The organism is Paractinoplanes ovalisporus (assembly GCF_016834655.1).
Taxonomy (GTDB): Bacteria; Actinomycetota; Actinomycetes; order Mycobacteriales; family Micromonosporaceae; genus Actinoplanes; species Actinoplanes ovalisporus.
The window spans coordinates 789,603-810,487 of record NZ_JAENHP010000001.1 but is presented as its reverse complement, the minus strand read 5'-3'; the positions used below and the strand labels follow the sequence as shown (position 1 = coordinate 810,487).

Genomic DNA, 20,885 nt, shown 5'->3' with positions numbered 1-20,885 from the left:
GCAGCTCGCCCTGGGGCGACAACCGGGCGCGCCTGACTAGGCGCTGGGGAGCTCGCCTCGAACGAGACGGGCCGGGTCGACCTGGGCGGTAGCGGTCTTACCGTCCAGGTCAAAGCCTTTCCCGTACGCCTCGTCGAACGCGTCGGAGCCGAGCGAGCGCCGCAGCGCCTCGCTCACCTGACGGACGTGCACATCGCTGGGGTCGTGCGAGCCGCGCAGCCGGGCCGCCGCGCCCAGCATCCGGGCCGCCTCGTGGTGCTGGCCCTGGAGTTCGGCCAGCCCGGCCGCGGCCACCGCGACCAGGGCCAGGATCGGCATGTCACGGGTCTCCAGCGCCGCCGCGTACGCGCTGGTCAGGGCCTTCTGCGCCCCCGCCGCGTCCTCGATCTCGACACACACCGCGGCCCGGATCGCGCCGACCACCGCCCGGCCGTGGTCACCGCCGGAGGCGAACAGCTCGTCCATGCCCCGCTCGGCCTGCGCGATCAGGTCGAGGGCGCGGATCACGTCGCCCAGCCGCAGCCAGAAGCCGGCCTCCAGCGCCGCCACCAGCACGACGATCTCGGGTGCGGCCGAGCGGACCACCCGCTCGCTGGTCGCCTCCATCAGCTCGATCGCCTGGGCGGTGTCGCCCCGGCGCAGGTGCAGCTCGACCCAGCGCAGGTCGATGAAGATCTCGTCGCTCAGGCTCAGCGACCCGAACTCGGCCGCCAGCGACCGGGCCTGGCGCAGGTCGGCCAGCGCCCCGTCGAGGTCGCTGTCGTACTGCCGCAGCAGGGCCCGCATGGGCAGTGCGGTGGCCACGCCCCAGCGGTCGCCGACCCGTTCGAAGGCGTCGAGCGCGGCGACCACGTCGATGCGTACCTGCTCGAGGTCGCCGTCGTTCTCGGCGAACTGGGCCCGGAACATGCGGGCCAGCCCCGACAGCCACAGGTCGCCGCCGTTGATCAGTTCCTGGGTGACGGCCCGCGCCGAGTCCATCTCGCGCAGGAAGAACAGAGTGATAGCGGTCAACGCGCCGGTCAGGCCGGGCCGGGCCGGGTGCTGGAGCAGCCGGTTCGCGGTCTCGCGCAGCTCGGCCTGGCTCAGCTCCATCGCCTCGCCGGTCATCACCGAGCGGGTGGTGATGCGGTTGAGCACAAACACCGCCTCGGCGCAGTCCCGGGCCAGCGAGCGTTCACCGCCCGGCACCGCCAGGGCCTCGCCCAGCCAGAACGTGGCGTCGGCGTGCCGACCGAACATCTGCCAGTACCAGGCCAGCGTCATCGCCAGGGTCACCGCGCCGTCGGCGTCACCCGAGTCGCACCGGTGCCGCAGGGCGGCCAGCACGTTGTCGTACTCGGCGCTGAACACGTGCAGGGCGTTCAGCTGCTCGGGGCCGCGCAGTTTCGGTTCGACCTCCGCCACCAGCTCGGCCAGACAGTCCGAGGCCAGGTCCCGTACGGCGGTGAGCACGCCCTGCTCGGCAAGGCGTTCGGTGCCGTACTCCCGCAGGGTCTCCAGCATGCGGTAACGGCCCGCGTCGGGCGCCAGTTGCAGCAGGGACCGGTCGACCAGCGCCGCCAGCAGATCGGGGATCTCGCCGGGCGGAACCGGGGTGCCGGCACAGACCGCGGCCGCGGTGACCGGGGTGACGCCGCCGGGCAGCACGGAGACCCGTTCGGCCACCGTACGTTCGTGGTCGCCGAGCAGATCCCAGCTCCACGCGATCACGGCCCGCAGCGTGCGGTGGCGTGGCGCGGCGGTGCGGTTGCCCGTGGTGAGCAGGCGGAACCGGTCGGACAGCCCCGCGGTCAGCTCGCCCAGGGACAGCGTGCGCAGCCGGGCCGCGGCGAGTTCGAGCGCCAGCGGCATGCCGTCGAGGGCGGTCGTGACGTGCCGGATGTCGTCCAGCGTGGCCTCGTCGATGTCGAACCCCGGGCGTACGGCGGAAGCTCTCTCGGTGAAGAGGCGGACCGATGCCTTGCGCCGGGCCTGCTCGACCGTGTCGTCCGGCCCGGGCAGGGTGAGCGGTCCCAGCGGCACCAGCGCCTCGCCGTCGACCGCCAGCGGCTCGCGGCTGGTGGCCAGCACCCGGACCCCCGCACTGCGCGGCAGCAGCGTCGCGACCAGGTGCGCCACCGCGTCGATCAGGTGCTCGCAGTTGTCGACCACGAGCAGCGTCTCGCGGCCCTGCAGCTGTTCGGCCAGCACTTCGATCTCGCCCGCCTCGACCCGCAACTTGGCCGACGGATCGAACATCGCCCCGCCCCGCAACCCGACCGAGGTCAGCAGGGCCGCGCCCACCTTGGCCGGCTCGGTGACCGCGGCCAGGTCGACCAGCCAGGCGCCGTCGCGGTATTCGTGCCGCCGGCGCCGGGCCGCCTCGATCGCGAGCCGGGTCTTGCCCGCCCCGCCCGGCCCGAGCACCGTGACGAGCCGGCCCGTGACGAGCAGCGTGTCGATCCGCGCGAGGTCGTCGTCGCGCCCGACAAAACTGGTCAGCGGCGCCGGCAGGTTGCTGCGGACCTCCGGCGCCGGTTCCCGTTCGGCCCGCAGCAGCCGCACGTGACGCTCGCTGAGAGCAGCCCCCGGGTCGGCGCCGAGCCGGTCGGCCAGGGCCTCGCGCACGGTCTCGAAAAGAGCCAGCGCCTCAGCCTGCCGGCCCTGGGCGGCGAGCGCGTCCATCAGCAGCGCCGCGGCCCGCTCGTGCACCGGGTCGTCGACCAGCAGCCCGCTCAGCCGCGCAGCCGCCGCCGCGGGCCGGTCGAGCGCGAGTTCGGCCTCGGCCAGATCACCGACCGCCTCGGCCCGGATCAGCTCCAACCGGGTCGCCGCGCCCGCCACCGGTGACCCGCCCCAGAGCCCGACCGCTTCACCGAGCAGGCCGGCCGCCGCGCGCGGGTCCCCGGCCCTCAGACAGTCCCGCCCGGCCGCGGCCAGGCGTTCGAACCGCAGCGCGTCGACGTCGTCCGGGGCCACCTCGAGCCGGTAGCCGCCCGGCACCTGGTTGATGAGCCTCGGTGCCCCGAGCACCCGGCGCAGGCGCGACACCAGCGACTGCAGCGAGTTGGCCGGGTCGGCCGGCCCTTCCTCGGGCCACAGCGCGTCGACCAGCGCCGACGGATCCACGGCGCGGCCGCCGGCCAGAGCGAGCCGCACCAGGAGCCCGCGCAGACGGGCACCGGGAACCGGCACGACGGCGTCGTCGAGGCGCACCTCGAAGGCGCCCAGCAGCGTCACGCGTAACCGTGCCCCGTCCCCCACACCCTCGATCCTCCCGCGCGCGGCGCCCGGACCCAAACCCGGCCCTCTCAGCCGCCCCTCAGTGGCCTGCCCGATCGGCGGCGCCCGGTCCCACGCTCACCCGTCTCAGCCGCCCCTCAGCGGCCTGCCTGTTCGGCTGACGCCGGTCGCGCCGGGCCGGGCCGAGGATGGAGAGGAGACTGTCATGTCACAGTTCGTGATCTCCCGGACGCGTCGTGCGGCCGTCGCCTGTCTCGCCGGCCTGACCCTGTTCACGTCCGCCCCCGCTTTTTCTGCCGCCGCGGCCGTATCGCCCACGCCGGCCCAGATTCAGCGGCTGCTCGACCAGGTCGTCGCGGCCGGAGCTCCCGGAGCGATCGCCGTGGTGCGTACGGGCGGCCGGACGATCCGGCTCGCGGCCGGCCGCAGCGTTCTCGATCCGGCGGCACCGATGCGCCCGGGGCTCCGATCCCGCTTCGGGGGCGTCACCAAGTCGTACACCGCCACGGTCGTGCTGCAGCTGGTGGCCGAGCACCGCCTGTCGCTCGGCGACACCGTCGAGCGCCGGCTCCCCGGTGTGCTCCCCAACGGCGGCGCCATCACGATCCGCCAATTGCTGAACCACACCAGCGGCGTCTTCGACTACGTCCAGGACCCGCGAACACTCGCGCCCTACCTGGCCGGCGACCTCACGCGGATCTTCGACCCACGCGACGGGCTGCGCTACGCGGCCGAACACGGGCCGCTGTTCCCGCCCGGCACCGGGCTGGCCTACTCCAACACCAACTCGCTGCTGCTGGCGATGATCGTCGAGTCGGTGACCGGCCGCTCGTTCGCCACCGAGCTGCGCCGCCGGCTGTTCGTGCCGCTCGGACTGGCCGGCGCCGACTATCCGGACTCGTCGCCGATCGCCGGCCCGCATGTGCACGGCTACACACCCGACGCGCCGCCGATGGACATCACCGCGCTCAGCCCCACCCTCTACGGCGCCTCCGGGGCTCTCGTGTCGAACGCCGAGGACGTCGCCCGTTTCTTCCGGGCGCTGCTGCGCGGGCAGCTGCTGCCGGCCCGGGTGCTGGCCCAGATGAAGACCATCGACCCGGTGGCGACGGGCGGAACGCCGGACTCGGGAATCCTCGGCGGCGGCTGGGGCCTCGGCCTGCTGCGCGAGAGCTTCCCGTGCGGCACCGCGTGGGGGCACGACTCGGAGATCCCGGGCTACACAACCGCGGCGTGGAGCAGCCCGGACGCCGACCGGCAGGTGGTGGTCGTGGTGAACAGCTTCTACGACCACGACGCACCCGTGAACCAGGCCCTCCGGCGCCTCCTGATCACAGCCATGTGCGCCGGGTGAGCCGGGCTCCCGGCGGCTAGGGAACGGCCGCCGGGCCCTCTTGCGGCCGGACTTCCCACAGGTCATCGGCGATGAGCTGCGAACTCCGGCGGACCGCGGCCCGCACCGCCTCGGGCCAGGCCGTGCCCGACGACCAGCGAAGGCCGTCGAGGTCGACGTCCGACAGGTCGACCCCGCTCAGATCGGCCCCGCTGACGTCGCTGAGGGCGGCGAAGAGCTCGATCAGGCCGGCCAGGTCGACCTCGGCCGGCTCGATCGGATCCTGACACCGGAGGCGGACCGCCAGATCCACCACGCCCTGGTCGATTGCGCTCCGGAGGCTCGCCCGCAGCTGGTCGACTTGCCCGGCGAGGCGTTCGCGGTGCCGGGCGGCGTAGCCGTCCCCCCGGAACAGGATGTCCTCGATCGTGCGTCCGATGGCTTCCGCGTGGTCCGACACGAAGAAGATGGCGGCGTCCTCGGCCAGGTCGCCGACGGCCCGGATCTCGAGGGACACGCGGTGGACACGGTTGCGGGCAAGCGCCTCGAGGTCTTCGCGACGGATCTGGGTTTCGCGGCCGGAGACGCCGTCGCGCTGATCGATGAACTCCCCGATCTCGTCGATGTGACGCCGCGCCCGTTCGGTGGCTTCGAGCGCCCGGTTCCGCAGGAGCAGCCCCTTCACCGCGGCACGCGACAGCAGCCGCCGCTGGGCGGGGTTCACCCGGGCCGCCGAGATGAGACACGTCAGAGAATTCTCACGAGCGGCGGCCCGGGCGCTGTCGTCGATGTCGTCCGGGGGAGGAGCGGTCCCGGCCACGATCTGCGCCAGCCCGGCCTCGAGATCCAGCAGTTCGATGAGGTCACCGGTGGTGGCCGCGGCGGCCTGGGGGAACTCGGCGTCCCGCAGGCCGGACTCGACGTCGATCACCGCGGCCAGGTCGTCGATCAGGGCCGTGTGTCCGTCGTCGAGCCAGCGGTCGATGGCCTGGACCGCCTTCCTCTCCCGTTCCAGCACTGTGGCCTGCTCGGGCGTCAGCGATGCGGGCAACTCGTTCCGGGTCAGCTCGATCCGCTGAAGTTCGACCGGTAGGTCGGCCCACCAGCGCGCGGCCTGATAACCGCTTCCGAGCCGGCCGGAGCGCATCTCGCCCGTCCGCGTCACGTCGTTCTCACTCATGGTCGGCTCCTCCCGTGTGGCCGTCTCCACGCGTGAGAAGCAGAGCGACGGCTCGGCGGGCCAGCCGGAGACTGCTTCGTACGGCATCCGGCGTCATCTTGAGCTCAGCGGCGATCTCGGTCGGCGAATTGCCTTCGAGGGTCCACGCGAGTACCTGACGCTGCCGGCTCGGCAACTGGTCGAGGATCGCGATGATGTCGTGCCGCTGTTCCCACTCCGCGATGTCGGATCTCGCCCGGAGCAACGGAGTGGCCTCGCTCGGATCCACCGTTGTCACGTGTTCGGTGCGGGCCACCCTCCGCGCCCAGAGCCGGGATGCGACCCGCCTGGTCCAAGCGTCGGGATAGGTGATCCGTTCCCACTGGGTATAAGCGTGGATCATGGTTTCCTGAGCGATGTCGGCGGCGTCCGGAACGGGAACTCCTTGGTAGCGGAGGAATCCGACGAGCCTCGGGACCAGGCGCCGATATTCCTCGGCGAATCCTGGTGCCGTCTTCTCGCCGGAATGGATCTCTTGCGCGGTGGATGTTTCCGGTGCGAGCGCCGATCTCATCGGCTCCGGATCATTCATGACCGCCCGATTTCCCGGCCGCTGCGGGGAGGACGACCGTGACCCGGGAGCCGTCCGAACGGCACTCCTGGATGCGGCCTCCGGCAGGCAAGGCGGCGACCAGTCTCGCGAGCGTCCGCGCTCGAGCGTCCTCATTGCGTATCCGAACGCGCATGTGGATCTCCATGGCCATGATTCCGAGAAACTGACCCGCCATCAACGTAGTTGCCGCGGATTCGGGATCCAACAGTTCGATCATGGGGTAGCCCTTCAGTTCGCCTCCGTCTATGTGAGTAGTGGCCCGGCACCGGCAAGATCGTGAATTCCCGCGCCGAATTTGTCCTGTGCCGTGGGCGGGTGGGGCTGTCGTGCGGGGGAGGGAGGTGCGCCGGGCGGCGTTCTGGTTCAGACTGATAGATCCAGGTACCTGAATCTATGGGGGAGTCGCGCGGAACGTCGCGAAAGTGTGGTGAGGACCGATGCCGGTGGGCCGTCGGGCCGCGGCCGCGGGGCCGTACGGGGCTGCCGTTCTGGCGGCGATTGTGCTGGTCGCGACGACATTGTGGGGGCACGACGGGGACGGGTTCGGCAACGGGCGGCAGCTGCGGATCATGGTGCCGGCCGCGCCCGGAGGTGGCTGGGACCAGACCGCCCGTGAGATGCAGGCCGCGCTGCGCGGGGAGGTGGGGCGCACCGAGGTCGCCAACGTGGCCGGGGGCGGCGGCACGATCGGGCTCAGCCAGTTCGTCCGGCACGAGGGGGACCCGACCCGGCTCATGGTGACGGGGCTGGTCATGGTCGGTGCCGTCGAGAGCAATGACTCGCCGGTCGGGGTGGACCGCACCACACCCCTGGCCCGGCTCGTCACCGACCACCAGGTGATCGTGGTGCCGGTGTCGTCGCCGGTGCGGACCGTGGCCGACCTGGTCGCACGGATGCGGCAGGACCCGGGGTCGGTGTCGTTCGCGGGCGGCCCGGCCGGGGGCATCGGGCAGATCCTGGCCGGGATGATCGCCGACACGATCGGGGTGGATCCGGCGCGGGTCAGCTACCTGGCGCACCCCGGCGCCGGTGAGGCGCTGTCGACGGTGCTCTCGGGGCGCGCGACCGTCGGCGTCGCCGGGGTGTCGGAGATGCAAGGGCAGATCAGGGCGGGCACCGTACGGGCGGTGGCCGTCTCCAGTCCGCGGCGGCTGCCCACCCTGCCCGACGTCCCCACGCTCGGGGAACGGGGCGTCGACGTGGAACTCGCCAACTGGCGTGGCGTGGTGGCCCCGCCCGGCATCGGCCCCGACGACGAGCGGCGGCTGGAAGACCTTCTCGTCCGCATGACCCGCACCGCGGCCTGGCGGGAGACCCTGCGGCGGCGGGGCTGGACCGAGGCCACCCTGACCGGGGACCAGTTCCGGCAGTACATCGAGCGGGAACGCCGTACGGTCACCCGGGTCCTCGTGCTGATGGGTCTGGCGTGAACCGTCCCCCGGGCCCCGAGCAGCGGGCCTCGGCGTTGCTGGGCCTGCTCATGGTCGTCGCCGGCGTGGTCGTGCTCGTCGACGCGGCCCGGTTGCCGGGCTCGGACGAGGCGCTCGGCCCGGCCGCGGCGCCCACCCTGATCGGCGTGCTGCTCGGCCTGCTCGGCGGTGGTCTGCTCGTCCAGGCGCGGGGCTCCCTGCGTACGGGAAACGGAAAACCCCGCCGTTTGTGGCGTCTGACCGCGCTCGTGGCCACGCTGCTCGCCTTCGCGTTCCTGCTGCCGATCATGGGGTTCGTCTTCTGCGCCGCGGTCCTGTTCGTCAGCGCCGCACTGCTGCTCGGGGCGCCGCATCCCGCGCGCGTGGTGGCGTACGGATGGACCTTGGCGGTTGTCGTCTTTCTGGTCTTCGACGTGCTGATCGGGCTGTCGCTGCCGGCCGGGCCGTGGGGGTTCTGAGGTGGGCTTCGCGGACGCGCTGGCCCCCGCGAACCTGCTGTGGGCGCTGGTCGGCGTCACGATCGGCGTGGCCGTCGGCGCGCTGCCCGGCATCGGTCCCGCGCCGGCCGTCGCGCTGCTGCTGCCGCTGACGTTCCGGCTCGACCCGACGGCTGCGCTGATCATGTTCGCGGGCGTCTACTACGGCGGTTCGAGCGCCTCCGTCCTGCTCGGCACGCACGCATCGTTGGAGGTCAACCGGGTGGCGCCGATCGGCCGCTTCGTCGGGGGCACCATCGGCGCCGTCGCGCTCCTGGTGGCCGCACCGTTCGTAGCCGGCATCGCGGTCCACTTCGGCCCGCCCGAATACGTGGCCCTGATGGCGGTGGTGTTCGCGACGGTCAGCGCGCTCGCCGGCCCGAGCCTGCTCAAGGGCGCAGCGAGCCTGGTCATCGGCGCCGCGATCGGCCTGGTCGGTCAGAACCGGCTCACGTTCGGGATGCCGTCGCTGTTCGACGGCATCGACGTGGTCGTGGTGGTGATCGCGTTGTTCGCGCTCGGCGGGACGTTCGCCCATCTCGTCGAGGGCACGGGGGAGAGCCGGTTCGAGCCCGTACGGGGTAAGCCAGTGCTCTCGCGCGAAGACTTCCGCCGCTCGTGGCCGGCGTGGCTGCGCGGCACCGCGCTCGGATTTCCGTTCGGCGCCAAGGTGTCGGCCTACCTCAGCTACCGGGTCGAGAAGCGGCTCTCCCGGAATTCCGGCGCGATCGAGGGCGTCGCCGGTCCGGCGGCCGCGTTGTCGGCGGCCTCCGTGGGCGCGCTGCTTCCATTGCTCGCGATCGGCCTGCCCACCTCGGCGACGGCCGCCGTCATCCTCACGGCCTTCCCGTCGTACGGGCTGCAACCCGGCCCGCAACTCTTCAGCGAATCCGGGGATCTGGTGTGGGCACTTATCGCCTCGCTGTTCGTCGGCCACATCCTGTTGCTCGCGCTCACCCTGTCGCCGGCGCGCGTGCGGTTGCCGACCATTCCCGCGTACGGGATCCACGCCGGTGTCCTGGTTTTCGCCTGCCTGGGGGCGTTCGCCGCCGGCGGGACGATCGCCGCCTTGGTCGTGCTCACCGCGCTCGGCCTGGTCGGCCTGCTCATGCGGGAGGCCGGCGTCCCCGTCGCGCCGGCCGTGGTCGGTCTGGTCCTGGCGCCGTCGGCCGAACAGCAGTTGCGGCGGGCCCTGGCATCGTCCGAGGGGGACTGGACCGTGCTGGTGTCCTCGCCGCTGACCGTGACCCTGTGGATCGTGGCCGTGCTGGTCTTGCTGACGCCGTTGGTTGTCGCTCTCCGTGCGTCGCGCCGTTCTTGACGGCCCGCCGTTCCCCGCCCCGATGTTCCGGGCCGTGTCTGGTTCGCGTCTCCCGGGCCGTTGTTTGTTCCGGGTCTCCGGCGTCGCTCTTTGCGCGTCGCCCGCGGGTTCGCTCTTAGCTCGCGGCCCGCGGGTTGGCTCGTGGCTCGAGGCCCGCGGGTTGGCTCTTAGCTCTGCGACTCCGGGGCCGCGTGGCGCCCCTGGCTCTCGGCGGCCGCCCGGCGCTCCAACTCTTCGTCCTTCAACAGATACTTCTTGATGTTGACGGTGGAGCGCTCGCCGAGATCGTCCGGCTTCGCCGCGTGCCGGCCGGACTGCTGATTGCTGTCGGTCATGACCGCAGAACCTACCCTCCGCACGCGCGACTGCAAAACATCGACAGGCACCGAACTGATAGATCACCTTAAATTCCCCGGCGCCGCTGGATCTTCGCCGCCGCCGCAGCCCCGCTCACTCACGGACGCCGCTGCTGCTCAGGCCACCCATCCATCATCGTCATAGCTCTCAGTGACGGACCCGTCTCGCTCAACTCCACCGGCGCGCACCGCCCGTCACCAATGCCGACGGGCAGGAACAGACATTTTTCGTCCGCCCCGCCACCGTGAGCAACGCACACTTCCGTCATCGCTGAGCAAATACGCAGTCACTGCATGTAGTTGTTTCAGCGGTGGGTGGGACGGGGTGGTTTGCGCGGCGGTTTGGCGAGGTGGTTTTTCGCGGCGGGGTGGGCGAAGTGGTTTCAGCGGCGGGGTGGGCGAGCAGGTCGAGGTGATCAAGGCCCAAGTCGCTCCCCAGCCGACCGGTCTCACCCCCGGAGGCGACGGCCCTCCCTGGCGGTCGGCCCTCCCTGGCGGTCGGCACTGCTTGGCCGTCGGCACCCCCTAGCTGTCCCCACCCATAGCCCGCCCTCCCAGGGGGCCACCACCAGCGATCTGATTGTTGCGCTTCCAGCCGATCTCTGCCGACGCCCCTGTGGACAACCTCGAACTGTGGACAACCCATCGTTGATCGACAGGGATCTGACCTGGACGTTTCCGAATTCTTGCTCGCTGCCGCTTTGAGTGATCTCTGGAGGGCGGGCGCAATGATCCCGCTGTTGTTACCGCCGAGGGGCCGCAGGTAGCTGGGCTGGTCGTGGACGCTCGCGGTGGTGCCTGGCTGGGCCGGATGCCAGGCGCGGTGGCGTCGTGGTTGAGCCGGCTGCGGCCACTCGCGGTGATGCCTAGCTTGGCCCGATGCCAGGCGCGACGGTGTCGTGGCTGGGGCTGGGGTGCGGCCGCTGAGTTCGGACTCGCCGGCCAAGCGCTCCACGTGGGGTACCGCGAGCGCGCCGAACTGGCCGGTGAACCCGTCGCGGTGGATGGCCGGGCTGCAGCACTCAGCGAAGAGCTGTTCGGGGCTTCTGTGGGGCGCCGTGCCGACAATCGCGTCCCGGAACTCTCGCGGTGGGCGAGCGGTCGGCGGCAACCGCGCCGGCCCGCGAGGCAGCGCCCGGGATTGTTTGGGGGTTCTTAAGGCGGCCCCCGTGCCCTAGGCTCGGCCGATGACCGAAGCCTTTGACAACGGACGGCCGCATCCGGCGCGGGTCTACGACTATCTGCTGGGCGGCAAGGACAACTTTGCCGCGGATCGGGCTGCTGCTGAGCAAGGGATCAAGGTCAATCCGAACGCCGTGACGGCGCCTCGGCAGAATCGGGCGTTTCTCCGGCGCAGCGTGAACTATCTGGCTCAGCGCGGGGTTCGGCAGTTCCTCGACATCGGCACGGGGCTGCCCACCAAACCCACCGTGCACGAGGTTGCCCAGCGGGTCGAACCGGCCGCCCGCGTGGTCTACGCCGACAACGACCCGCTCGTGCTGGCCCACGCGCGGGCCCTGCTCACGGGATCACCCGAGGGACGCACCTGTTATGTGGACGCCGACCTGCGCGAACCGCGGCGGATCCTCGAGTCGGCCGAGCTGCGCGAGACGCTCGATCTCGAGCAACCGGTGGGTCTGCTGCTGTTCGCGGTTCTGCACTTCATCGAGGACGACCACGACCCGTACGGGATCGTCAAAGAACTGATGAGCGCCCTGCCCAGTGGCAGCTTCCTCGTCGTCTCGCACCTCACGGCCGACTACGACCCGGAAGCCTGGGGGCGGTTCACCGAGGTCATGCGGAACCAGGGCATGGTGTCGCGGCTGCGGTCACAGGCCGAGGTGGGCCGCTTCTTCGACGGGCTCGAGATGGTCGAGCCGGGTGTCGTCCCCATCCTGAGCTGGCGCCCCGACGAAGACGTCCCCTTCACCGACGCCCAGGTCTCCCTCTACGGCGGCATCGGGAAGAAGCCCTGAGTCCAGGAACTCGGTGACCATCGGCGCCAGCATTGCGGCCCGGTGCGGCAGCGACGTGTGGGTGGTTGCGGGCAGCACGGCCAGACGGCACGACGGCAGCCCGGACAGGTCGCCGGGCACCGCGCCGCCGAGGAGCCGGAACATTCGTACGGCGTGTTCGGGCCGGACGATGTCGGAGTCGCCGACCACGATCAGGGCCGGCGCGCTCAGGCCCCGGATCTGGTCCGGCGTCCACTGCGGCAGGTTCGCGTCCAGCACCTTCATCTTCGTGACCAGCCGATGCCAGCCGGCCGGGTCGGGCGCGCGCCGTACGTAGTCGTCGTGGAGCTCCGAGCCGTACAGGTGCTCGGGTCGCAGGTCCTGGATGCCGTCGAGCAGGCCCGGATGCAGGCCGCCGTGGTCGAAACTGACCGACGCCAGCACCAGCCGCCCGACCCGGCGCGGATGGTCGGTGCCGAGCCGCAGCGCGACGGCCGCGCCCAGGCTCCAGCCGAACACGTCGGCCCGTTCCACGCCGAGCCGGTCCAGTACCGCCACCACGTCGTCGGCGAACGCCTCGACGGTGAACGGGCGGTCGATGTCGGGGGTGCGGCCGTGCCCCTGCAACTCGACCGCGATCACCCGCCGGGTCGCGGCCAGCCGGGGCAGGATCGGGCCGAACGACGTACGGATCCCGGACAGCGCGCCGTGCACCAGAACCACCGGCCGGCCCGGGCCGCAGCCGTGTTCTTCGAGGTAGAGGTCCATGCGCTCAGGGTGTGCGAGGACGCTTACGGCAGACTTACCACTCGTGCGCTTCGGGATCCTCGGTCCGCTCGCCGTCACGACCGACGACGGTGGGCCCGTCGTCGTGCCGGGGGCGAAGGTACGGATGCTGCTGGCCGTCCTGCTCGCGAACCGCAACCGGGTGGTGTCGGCCGACCGGCTCATCGACGACCTGTGGGGTGACGACGCGCCCGCGAACCCGGGCGCGGCCCTGCAGGTGCGGGTCTCGCAGCTGCGCAAGGCGCTCAACGACGCCGAGCCGGGCGCCCGTGACCTGGTCGAATCCTGTCCGCCCGGCTATCGGCTGCGGGCCGGCGAGGTGGACGCCGACCAATTCACGGCGCTGGCCGACTCGACCGACGCCGACCCGCTGTCCGCGGCCCTGGAACTGTGGCGCGGGCAGGCGTACGCCGATGTCGCCGACCAGGAGTTCGCGCGGGCCGAAGCGTCCCGGTTGACCGAGCAGCGCTTGGTCGTGCACGAGCGCCTGGCCGCGGCCCGGCTGGCCCGCGGCGAGCACGACCTGGTCGCCGCCGATCTGGCCGCGCTGGTCGACCGGCATCCGCTGCGCGAGGGGCTGCGGGCACTGCAGATCCGGGCCCTGTACGCCTCCGGTCGCCAGGCCGAGGCTCTGGAGAGTTACGCCGGGCTCCGCGAACACCTGGCCGACGAGCTGGGCCTCGACCCCGGCCCGGAGCTGGTCGCGCTGCATCGGCAGATCCTCGACCAGGACCCGGCTCTCAGCGCCACCCCCAAGGCCGCGATCGTCCGCAACAGCCTGCCCGCCCAGCTCGACGAGCTGATCGGTCGCGCCGAGGCCCTGACCGAGCTGCGCGCGCTTGTCCCCAGCAGCCGGCTGCTCACACTGGTCGGCCCGGGTGGTGTGGGCAAGACGCGCCTGGCCGTGGCGGTGGCGGCCGAGCTCGAAGCGGCCGTGTTCGTGGAGCTGGCGCCGCTTCCGGCCGGCGACACCCGGGTGGCCGAGCACGTGCTGGGTGTGCTCGGCCGGCACGAGGCTCCGGGCGCGACCGTCGACGCCACCGAACGGCTGGTCTCGGCGTTGCGCGAAACCGGCACGGTGCTCGTTCTGGACAACTGCGAGCACGTCGTCGAGCCGGCTGCCGAGCTGGCCGGCCGGCTGATCAGAGAAGGCGTCCGCGTGCTGGCCACCAGCCGGGAGCCGCTGCGCGTGGCCGGCGAGCGCATCTGGGATGTCGGGCCCCTGGCCGTGCCGGACGACCCCCGAAGCCTTGATTCCGTACGGCGTTCCGCCGCGGCCCGCCTCTTCATGGCCCGAGCCGCGGCGCAGCAGCGCGGGTTCCAGCTCGACGAGCGCACCGCGCCCGCCGTGGCCCGGCTCTGCCGTCGGCTGGACGGCCTGCCGCTCGCCCTCGAACTCGCCGCCACCCGCGTCCGCGCCCTCGGCGTGCAGGGTGTGGTCGACCGGCTCGGCGACCGTTTCGCGCTGCTCACCTCGAAACAGCGGGACGTGCCGGAACGGCAGCGCACCCTGACCGCGGTCATCGCCTGGAGCTGGGACCTGCTGCCGGCCGAGGACCAGCGGGCGCTGGCCCGGCTCTCGGTGTTCCGCGACGGCTGCACCCCGGAGGCGGCCGAGCGGGTCGGCGGCGCCGGTCTCGACACCGTGGACCGCCTGGTCGACCGGTCGCTGGTCGTGATGGAGGACGGGCCGCGCTACCGGCTGCTCGAGTCGGTCGCCGAGTTCGGCGCCGGGCAGCTCACCGGCACCGACGCCGACGAGCTGCGCGCCCGGCACACCGCGTACTACGTGGATCTGGCCGAACGCGCCGACCCCGAACTGCGCGGCCCGCGTCAGCGGGAGTGGCTGGCCGTGCTGGATGCCGAGCGGGCCAACCTGCGGGTGGCGCTGGAGAACGGGGGTGGGCTGCGCCTGGCCCTGGCCCTGTGCTGGTACCTCTATCTGCGGGGCCGGCTCAGCGAGGCTCGGCTGGCCCTGGCGATGAGCGGCCGCCCGGACGAGGAGCGGCGGGCGGCGCCCTGGCGGCTCGGATTCGCGCTGCTGCAAGGCGATCCAGTTCCCGACACCGTACGGAAGAACCTCCCTGACGCCGTACGGGAGAAGGCGCCGGAAACCGGGCGGGCCGACTGGTTCGTGGCGCACGCTGTGCTCGAACGCGGCGACCTGGCACTGGCCGGCGCTCTGCTGGCGGGGGAGTTCGACGGGCCCTGGACCGAGGCGGCCGCGCTGACCAGCCGCGCGATGATCGCCCACGCGGCCGGTGACCTGAGTGCCCTCGAAACCACGGCGACCCGGGCCGACGTGCTCTTCGCCGGGCTGGGGGACCGGTGGGGCCGGCTGCGGGCCGCCGACTGGCTGGGCGGGCTGGCCGACATGCGCGGCGAGGCGGACCGGGCGGCCGCGCTGAACCGGGAGGCGCTGCGCTGGGCCGAGGAGCTCGAACTGTGGCCCGAGGTCGCGGCCAAGCTGTCCTGGCTGGCGTGGCTGGCCGTGCAGTCCCGGGAGTACGAGCAGGGCCGCGAGCTGGCCGAGCGCGCCTACCGGATGACGGTCGAGCAGGGCGCTCCGACCGCGGTCGTGTTCGCGGAGATGTGTCTCGGCATGGCCGCCCGGCGGTCCGGGCGTCTCGACGTGGCCGTGCGGCACCTGTCGCGGATCGCCGACGAGGGCCGGACCGCGCCGCAGCCGGCGCTGTACCTGCCGATGGTGCTGGTCGAGCTGGGCTACGCGGCCGAGCTGCTCGGCGATGCGGAGAAGGCCCGGGCGCTGCACACCGAGGCCTACCAGGCGGCCGAGGAGATGGGCGCGCCGCGCGACACCATCGGCGCGCTGGAGGGGCTGGCCGCGGTGAGCGAACCGGAGGAGGGCGCCCGGTTGCTCGGGGTGGCCGCCGCGGCCCGCGAGAAGCACGCGACCCCGCCCGCCCCGGCCGAGCTCGACGAGATCGGCCGGGTGACCGCGCGCCTGGTCGCCGCCCTGGGCCGGCCGCGCTTCGACGAGCTGGTCAGCGCGGGCGGTACGTCGCCACGATGACGCCGTTGGTGAAGACCTTCGTGCCGATCAGCTCGAACGTGGCTTTCACATCCTTGAGCGCACTGGTCAGGTTGGCACTGCCCTCCAGCACCGGGTGGATCCAGAAGTGCACCTCGTCGACCAGCCCGGCCTTGAGCAGCGTGGCGGTGACCTCGCCGAAGCCGTACTGGATGATGTTCTGGCCGTCCTGAGCCTTGAGCGCGGTGACCGCCTCGACCAGGTCGCCCTGCAGCACCTCGGTGTTGTTCCACGTCGGGTCGGTCAGGGTGGTCGAGGCGACGTACTTCTTGACGTGGTTGAAGTAGGCGGCGCCGGTGCTCGGGTCGCTCTCGTCCATGGCCGGCCAGGCCACCGACATGCCGTCGTAGGTGGCCCGGCCCATCAGCATCGCGTCGGCGTCGCCGGTCAGCTCGGCCGCCAGGGCCGCCGCCTCCTCGGCGAAGTAGGGCGAGGTCCAGACCGGGTTCTCGATGACACCGTCGAGGGTGATGTAGGTCGAGTTGATCAGCTTGCGCATCGTGGGCTCCCAGGGGTCGTTGGTGACACCCGGAACACTGCCCGAGCCCGCTTACGGTTTCCTTCCGGTGCCGTCGAAAGCCGGCGGGGTCAGCTGGGTCTCGAGGCCGTCGAGCAGGCGCTGCAGGCCGTACTCCAGCAGCGTGTCGAGGTCGAAGTCGTGATCCTCGCCGGTGATGAAACGGGCCATCAGCGGCAGCTTGCCGGTCGCCAGCACCTCGGTGAAGCGTTGCTGCTGCGAGTCGAGCCATTCCAGGTCGGTCATCCCGGTCTCCTGCTCGGCCTGCGCCTCCTCCTCCAGGTTGACCGCGGTTCCCCGTACGTAATTGGCCACCGTGACCGCCGCCCGGAACTGGATCCTGGGGTCGAGCCCGAAACCGTCCAGGGCCCGCATCGTCCACTCGGTGTGGGCCATCGCGTTCGGCGCCAGCAGCGGGCGGGTGAACGAGACCGCCATCGCCAGCCACGTGTGCCGCCGGTACATCGACCACTGCAACCGGGCCAGGGCCTCGACGCAGGCCCGCCAGCCGTCCCTCTCGGCCGACATCAGCGGCGGGGGCGGGTTGGCCGCCATCACCTTGTCCATCATCAGCAGCACGAGTTCCTCCTTGTCGGCCACGTGCCGATAGACCGACATGGTGGGGATGCCCAGCTCACCGGCGAGGCGCCGCATCGACAGGCCGGCCAGGCCCTCGCTGTCGGCGATCGTGATGGCGGTGCGGACGACCAGGTCGCGGTCGGGGCCTGTGCCGGCGGGCCGGGCGCCGACCGCTACGACCGTGCCCACCCCGGGTCTCGTACGGACCAGGCCCTCCTCCCGCAGCAGCGTGATCACCTTGGTCGCGGTGGCCATCGCGACCCCGTACTCGGCCATGATCTGGCGGGTCGACATGATGCGCTCGCCCGGGGCGGGTTCGCCGGCGGCGATGCGCGCGGCGATCTCGTCGGCGATCCGGCGATAGACACTCATGCGGGCCCTCCCTAGTGCACTAGTGCATTCGAAGCTAGTGCACTAGGCGGATACGGGTGCTAGCACTACCGCTTTCCGATGTAGTGCGTTCGTACGGTGTATCCATGACAGACATCGTCAGAGTAGAACATCTGTACAAGACGTACGAGGGTGGCGTCACCGCTTTGGACGGCGTCACGGCCGGGTTCCCCGCGGGCAGTTTCACCGCCGTGATGGGACCGTCCGGTTCCGGCAAGAGCACGCTGCTGCACTGCGCGGCGGGGCTCGACCGGCCGACCGGGGGTCGCGTGTTCATCGACGGCGCCGAGCTGACGGCCACCAAGGACACACCCATGACGAAGTTCCGCCGTACGAGGGTGGGGTTCGTCTTCCAGGACTACAACCTGCTGCCGTCGCTCACCGTCGAGCAGAACACTGTGCTCTCGCTGCGCCTGGCCGGCCGCCGTCCGGATCGCAAGCGGGTGCGCGCGGTGCTCGAACAGCTCGGGCTGGGGGACCGGACGGGCGAACTGCCGGAGCGTCTCTCGGGCGGGCAGCGGCAGCGCGTGGCCGTGGCCCGGGCGCTGGTCACCGAGCCCGCGGTCATCTTCGCCGACGAGCCCACCGGCGCGCTCGACCTGCGCAGCGCCCGCGAGGTGCTGACGCTGCTGCGGTCCGTCGTGCACGAGCACCGACGCACGGTGGTCATGGTCACCCACGATCCGGTCGCCGCCGCGTACGCGGACTCGGTCGTCTTCCTGGCCGACGGCCGGCTGGCCGGATCGCTGGCCGCGCCCACCGCCGACGCCGTGGCCGAGCGCCTGGCCCACCTCGGTGACCGTCTGCGGGCGGTGCCGGCATGATCGCCGTCGCGCTGCGCAACCTGCGTCACCGTCCCGGCGGCTTCGTCGCCACCTTCCTCTCCGCGTTCCTCGGGGCCGCGCTGATCATGGCGTTCGCGTCGCTGATCGACACCGCCTCCGGGGTCTCCGCCGCCGACGGCAACGAATCGCTGGTCACCACGGCCAGCGTCGGCGGCGGCTGGTGCCTGGTCATCGTCGCGTTCGCCGTGACCTCGACGCTCACCCTGGCCGTCCGGCAGCGCTCCGAGCAGATCGCGCTGCTGCGCCGGGCCGGGGCCACCGGTCCCCAGCTGCGCCGGATGGTCGTGGGGGAAGCCGTGACGGTCGCCGTGGTCGCCTCGGCGGTCGCGGTACCGGTCGGCTGGCTGCTCGGGCGGGTGCTGGTCTCCCTGCTGCAGGACACCGGGCAGGTCGCGGAGACGGTCGGCGCCGCCTTCGGCCCGATCGCGCTCGGAGCCGGTTTCGGGGTCACGCTCGCGGGTTCGCTGGCGGCCGGGATCGCCACCGCCCGGCGCACCTCGTCGGCGTCGGCCCGTCGCGAGCGGCCCCGGCTGCGCCGCATCGGGGCCGGCCTGATGCTGCTGGCCGGCGCCAACTGCGCGGTGCTGACCGCGACCCTGATGGACGGCAAAGGCATCGACGCCATGCAGACGGCCGGGCAGGCGGGCATCTGGGCGTCGATCGGCCTGGCCCTGCTCGCCCCCGAGCTGCTGCGCCTGGTCACGGTCGTTCTGGGTCCACTCTTACGGGTCCTCGGGGTGCCCGGCTCGCTGGCGGTGACCGGGGTGCACGCCCGGACCCGGTCGCTCGCCTCCGCGGTCATGCCGGTGCTGCTGTTCACCGGCATCGCCACCGCCACCGTCTATATGCAGGGGATCGAGGATCGGGCGGCGGAGGGCCAGATCCAGCCCGAGTACGCGCAGGACATCCAGACCCTGAACTACGTGGTGGTCGGCATGATCACGCTGTTCGTGGCCATCATGCTGGTGAACACGCTGGTCGCGGCGACCGCCCACCGCCGGCGCGAGTTCGCCCAGCAGCGTCTGGCCGGCGCCACCCGGGGCCAGCTGCTGGCGATGGTCTCGCTCGAAGGGGTGCTGATCACCGTGACCGGCGTGCTCGGCGGCCTCGCGGCCTCGATGTTCACGATCCTGCCGTTCGGCTCGGCCCGGGCCGGTCAGGTGTGGCCCGACGTGTCCCCGGTGGCGTTCGCGCTCATCGCCGCGGCGGCGGTCGCGCTCACCGGGTTCGCCACGGTCCAGACCACCCGCCGTACGGTCCGGGGCCCGGCCGTCAGTGCGGTCAGGGCTTGATGTTCTCGAGGTCGGCCAGCAGGCTCGGGTGGGTCGGTTCCCATCCGAGCTGCCGGCGTGTGAAGGTGCTGGTCGAGGGCTGGTCGGTCGCGAAGATCGGGCCGAGCGGTCCGTACGTCTCCTCCGGAACCGATTCGACCGGCAGCCCCAGGCGGCGGCCGATGACCTCGGCGATGTCCCGGACGGCGTCCCCCTCGTCGGCCACCGCGTGCCAGGCGGTGCCGGCCGGTGCCTTCTCCAGGGCCAGCCGGAAGAGCACGGCGGCGTCGAGCGCGTGCACGGCCGGCCAGCGCTGGGTGCCGTCGCCGGGATAGCCGGAGACGCCGGTCCGGCGGGCGATCTGGGTCAGCAGCCCCGCGAATCCGCCGTCGCCCGCGTTGTGCACCGTGCGCGGCATCCGGACGGCCGAACTGCGGACCCCGCGCGAGGCCAGGTCGAGCACCCCGATGACCGAGCGGCCGCGACCGCCGACCGGTCCCTCGGTCGGCACCTGGTCGGCCTCGGTCGAGGCGCGGCCCGGCACCCACGGCGTACCCGAAACCGTGACGAACGGCCGGTTGCTGCCGATAAGTTCCTCGCCGATGGCGGCCACGGCGGCGCCCTCCTCGGCCACCGACCGGGCCACCGCCTCGGCGCTGCTGAAGTCGTTGCCGAAGGCCAGGTGGATCGCGCCCTCGCTGCGGGCGGCGCCGGCCCGGATCGCGTCGAGGTCGGCCAGGCCGCCCCGGATGACCTCGGCCCCAGCTGCCTCGGCGGCCGCCGCGGAGGCGTCGGAGCGGGCCAGCGCGAGAACGGTGTGGCCGTGCGCGAGCAGTTCGGCGACGACGGCGGAACCGATCAGGCCGGTGCCGCCGGTGATGAAGACGTGCATGGGACGCTCCTAGTGATGGGACTCTTGTCCCGTCACGCTAGCACGATGACGGGACAAAGGTCCCGTCACTATGATGGTGGTCATGGCTCGTTGGGAACCCGGAGCGCGGGAGCGCCTCGTTCTGGCCGCGGTCGACCTGTTCGCCGAGCAGGGATACGACGCGACCACGGTGGCGCAGATCGCCGAGCGGGCCGGCGTCACCAAGAGCACCTTCTTCCGCCACTTCCCCGACAAGCGCGAACTGCTGGTCGCCGGGCAGGAGGCGCTGAGCCGGCTGCTGGCCGAAGGGGTCGCCGAGGCCCCCGCCGGGGCCGGGCCCCTCGAGGCGGTCGCCGCCGGGCTGGAGCGCGCGTCCGGGGCCATGGGGCCGATGAACCGCGAGCTGGGCCCCCGCATGAAGGCCGCCATCGCGGCCAGCGCCGAGCTGCAGGAACGCGATGCGCTCAAGAGCGTCAGCATGGCCGCCGCGCTGACCGGGGCGCTGGTCGCCCGGGGTGTGCCCGACGCGACGGCCGCCCTCGCCGGTGAGCTCGGCATGCTGGCCTTCAAACGGGGGTACGCCGCATGGTCCGAGGCCGCCGATGACGACCTGGCGCCCCACGCGCTGGCCGCCCTGGCCGAGCTGCGGGCCGCGACCGCAGCCCTGTGACGCGGCCCCTGAGGCCGTACTCCTAAGGTTGTGGTC

General features: G+C 72.2%; 17 protein-coding genes and 1 pseudogene. 9 read left to right on the top strand and 9 right to left on the bottom strand.

Annotated features, from left to right (window positions below; all coding sequences use genetic code 11):
* Window positions 1–36 precede the first annotated feature (36 nt).
* Window positions 37–3,246: an ATP-binding protein gene (locus tag JIG36_RS03710; RefSeq protein ID WP_307872553.1), complete on the bottom strand. Its 3,210-nt coding sequence runs from the start codon at window positions 3,244–3,246 to the stop codon at window positions 37–39.
* A 184-nt stretch (window positions 3,247–3,430) separates the two neighbouring features.
* Here JIG36_RS03710 and JIG36_RS03705 point away from each other — a divergent pair, with 184 nt between their 5' ends.
* On the top strand, window positions 3,431–4,579 hold the full coding sequence (locus tag JIG36_RS03705; RefSeq protein WP_203374533.1) for a serine hydrolase domain-containing protein: 1,149 nt from the start codon (window positions 3,431–3,433) through the stop codon (window positions 4,577–4,579).
* Window positions 4,580–4,595: 16 nt separating this feature from the next.
* Here JIG36_RS03705 and JIG36_RS03700 read toward each other — a convergent pair whose 3' ends face one another.
* Genes JIG36_RS03700 through JIG36_RS03690 form a run of 3 tightly spaced genes read right to left on the bottom strand, consistent with a single transcriptional unit; the run spans window position 4,596 to window position 6,547 of the window.
* Entirely contained in the window at window positions 4,596–5,738 is a 1,143-nt protein-coding gene (locus tag JIG36_RS03700) for a hypothetical protein (RefSeq protein ID WP_203374532.1), read from the bottom strand.
* Complete coding sequence (locus JIG36_RS03695; protein ID WP_236045503.1) at window positions 5,731–6,309, bottom strand: RNA polymerase sigma factor; 579 nt, start codon at window positions 6,307–6,309, stop codon at window positions 5,731–5,733. Before JIG36_RS03695 ends, JIG36_RS03700 begins: the two co-directional genes overlap by 8 nt.
* A complete protein-coding gene (locus JIG36_RS03690) occupies window positions 6,302–6,547 on the bottom strand; it encodes a hypothetical protein (protein WP_203374531.1) in 246 nt (81 codons plus the stop codon). The genes JIG36_RS03695 and JIG36_RS03690 overlap by 8 nt, the downstream gene beginning before the upstream one ends.
* A gap of 220 nt (window positions 6,548–6,767) precedes the next feature.
* Here JIG36_RS03690 and JIG36_RS03685 point away from each other — a divergent pair, with 220 nt between their 5' ends.
* The 3 genes from JIG36_RS03685 to JIG36_RS03675 are packed head-to-tail and all read left to right on the top strand — an operon-like array spanning window position 6,768 to window position 9,557.
* Window positions 6,768–7,760 (top strand): tripartite tricarboxylate transporter substrate binding protein, encoded by a 993-nt coding sequence (locus tag JIG36_RS03685; protein ID WP_203374530.1) that lies wholly within the window; start codon window positions 6,768–6,770, stop codon window positions 7,758–7,760.
* Window positions 7,757–8,218: a tripartite tricarboxylate transporter TctB family protein gene (locus JIG36_RS03680; protein ID WP_203374529.1), complete on the top strand. Its 462-nt coding sequence runs from the start codon at window positions 7,757–7,759 to the stop codon at window positions 8,216–8,218. The genes JIG36_RS03685 and JIG36_RS03680 overlap by 4 nt, the downstream gene beginning before the upstream one ends.
* Window position 8,219: 1 nt before the next feature.
* Window positions 8,220–9,557 carry a tripartite tricarboxylate transporter permease gene (locus tag JIG36_RS03675; protein WP_203374528.1) on the top strand — a complete coding sequence of 446 codons (1,338 nt, stop codon included), beginning with the start codon at window positions 8,220–8,222 and terminating at the stop codon, window positions 9,555–9,557.
* Window positions 9,558–9,724: 167 nt separating this feature from the next.
* On the opposite strand, the gene JIG36_RS03670 is transcribed toward JIG36_RS03675, so the two are convergent.
* Window positions 9,725–9,892 (bottom strand): hypothetical protein, encoded by a 168-nt coding sequence (locus tag JIG36_RS03670; RefSeq protein ID WP_203374527.1) that lies wholly within the window; start codon window positions 9,890–9,892, stop codon window positions 9,725–9,727.
* Window positions 9,893–11,100: 1,208 nt separating this feature from the next.
* Between JIG36_RS03670 and JIG36_RS03665 the strand changes: the two genes are divergently transcribed.
* Window positions 11,101–11,889, top strand: a complete 789-nt coding sequence (locus JIG36_RS03665; protein WP_236045502.1) for an SAM-dependent methyltransferase — start codon at window positions 11,101–11,103, stop codon at window positions 11,887–11,889.
* A 51-nt stretch (window positions 11,890–11,940) separates the two neighbouring features.
* Here JIG36_RS03665 and JIG36_RS03660 read toward each other — a convergent pair.
* Window positions 11,941–12,636 (bottom strand): annotated as a pseudogene (locus JIG36_RS03660) (alpha/beta fold hydrolase); the annotation flags it as partial.
* Window positions 12,637–12,679: 43 nt separating this feature from the next.
* On the opposite strand from JIG36_RS03660, the gene JIG36_RS03655 reads away from it, so the two are divergent.
* Window positions 12,680–15,688, top strand: a complete 3,009-nt coding sequence (locus JIG36_RS03655) for an ATP-binding protein (RefSeq protein ID WP_203374525.1) — start codon at window positions 12,680–12,682, stop codon at window positions 15,686–15,688.
* Here JIG36_RS03655 and JIG36_RS03650 read toward each other — a convergent pair.
* Together JIG36_RS03650 and JIG36_RS03645 are read right to left on the bottom strand one after the other, a co-directional pair.
* Entirely contained in the window at window positions 15,660–16,205 is a 546-nt protein-coding gene (locus tag JIG36_RS03650; RefSeq protein ID WP_203374524.1) for a dihydrofolate reductase family protein, read from the bottom strand. The two genes, JIG36_RS03655 and JIG36_RS03650, sit on opposite strands and share 29 nt — an antisense overlap.
* Before the next feature lie 51 nt (window positions 16,206–16,256).
* Window positions 16,257–17,174: a TetR/AcrR family transcriptional regulator C-terminal domain-containing protein gene (locus tag JIG36_RS03645; protein ID WP_203374523.1), complete on the bottom strand. Its 918-nt coding sequence runs from the start codon at window positions 17,172–17,174 to the stop codon at window positions 16,257–16,259.
* A gap of 104 nt (window positions 17,175–17,278) precedes the next feature.
* Here JIG36_RS03645 and JIG36_RS03640 point away from each other — a divergent pair, with 104 nt between their 5' ends.
* The gene (locus JIG36_RS03640) at window positions 17,279–18,016 is read left to right on the top strand and encodes an ABC transporter ATP-binding protein (RefSeq protein ID WP_203374522.1); all 738 of its coding nucleotides are present in this window, start codon (window positions 17,279–17,281) and stop codon (window positions 18,014–18,016) included.
* Window positions 18,013–19,329, top strand: coding sequence for an FtsX-like permease family protein (locus JIG36_RS03635; RefSeq protein ID WP_203374521.1), 1,317 nt, complete (start codon window positions 18,013–18,015; stop codon window positions 19,327–19,329). The genes JIG36_RS03640 and JIG36_RS03635 overlap by 4 nt, the downstream gene beginning before the upstream one ends.
* Here the strand turns inward: JIG36_RS03635 and JIG36_RS03630 are convergent.
* Window positions 19,319–20,200: an SDR family oxidoreductase gene (locus JIG36_RS03630; RefSeq protein ID WP_203374520.1), complete on the bottom strand. Its 882-nt coding sequence runs from the start codon at window positions 20,198–20,200 to the stop codon at window positions 19,319–19,321. The genes JIG36_RS03635 and JIG36_RS03630 overlap by 11 nt on opposite strands.
* Window positions 20,201–20,282: 82 nt before the next feature.
* Between JIG36_RS03630 and JIG36_RS03625 the strand changes: the two genes are divergently transcribed.
* Window positions 20,283–20,849, top strand: a complete 567-nt coding sequence (locus JIG36_RS03625; RefSeq protein ID WP_203374519.1) for a TetR/AcrR family transcriptional regulator — start codon at window positions 20,283–20,285, stop codon at window positions 20,847–20,849.
* Window positions 20,850–20,885 lie beyond the last annotated feature (36 nt).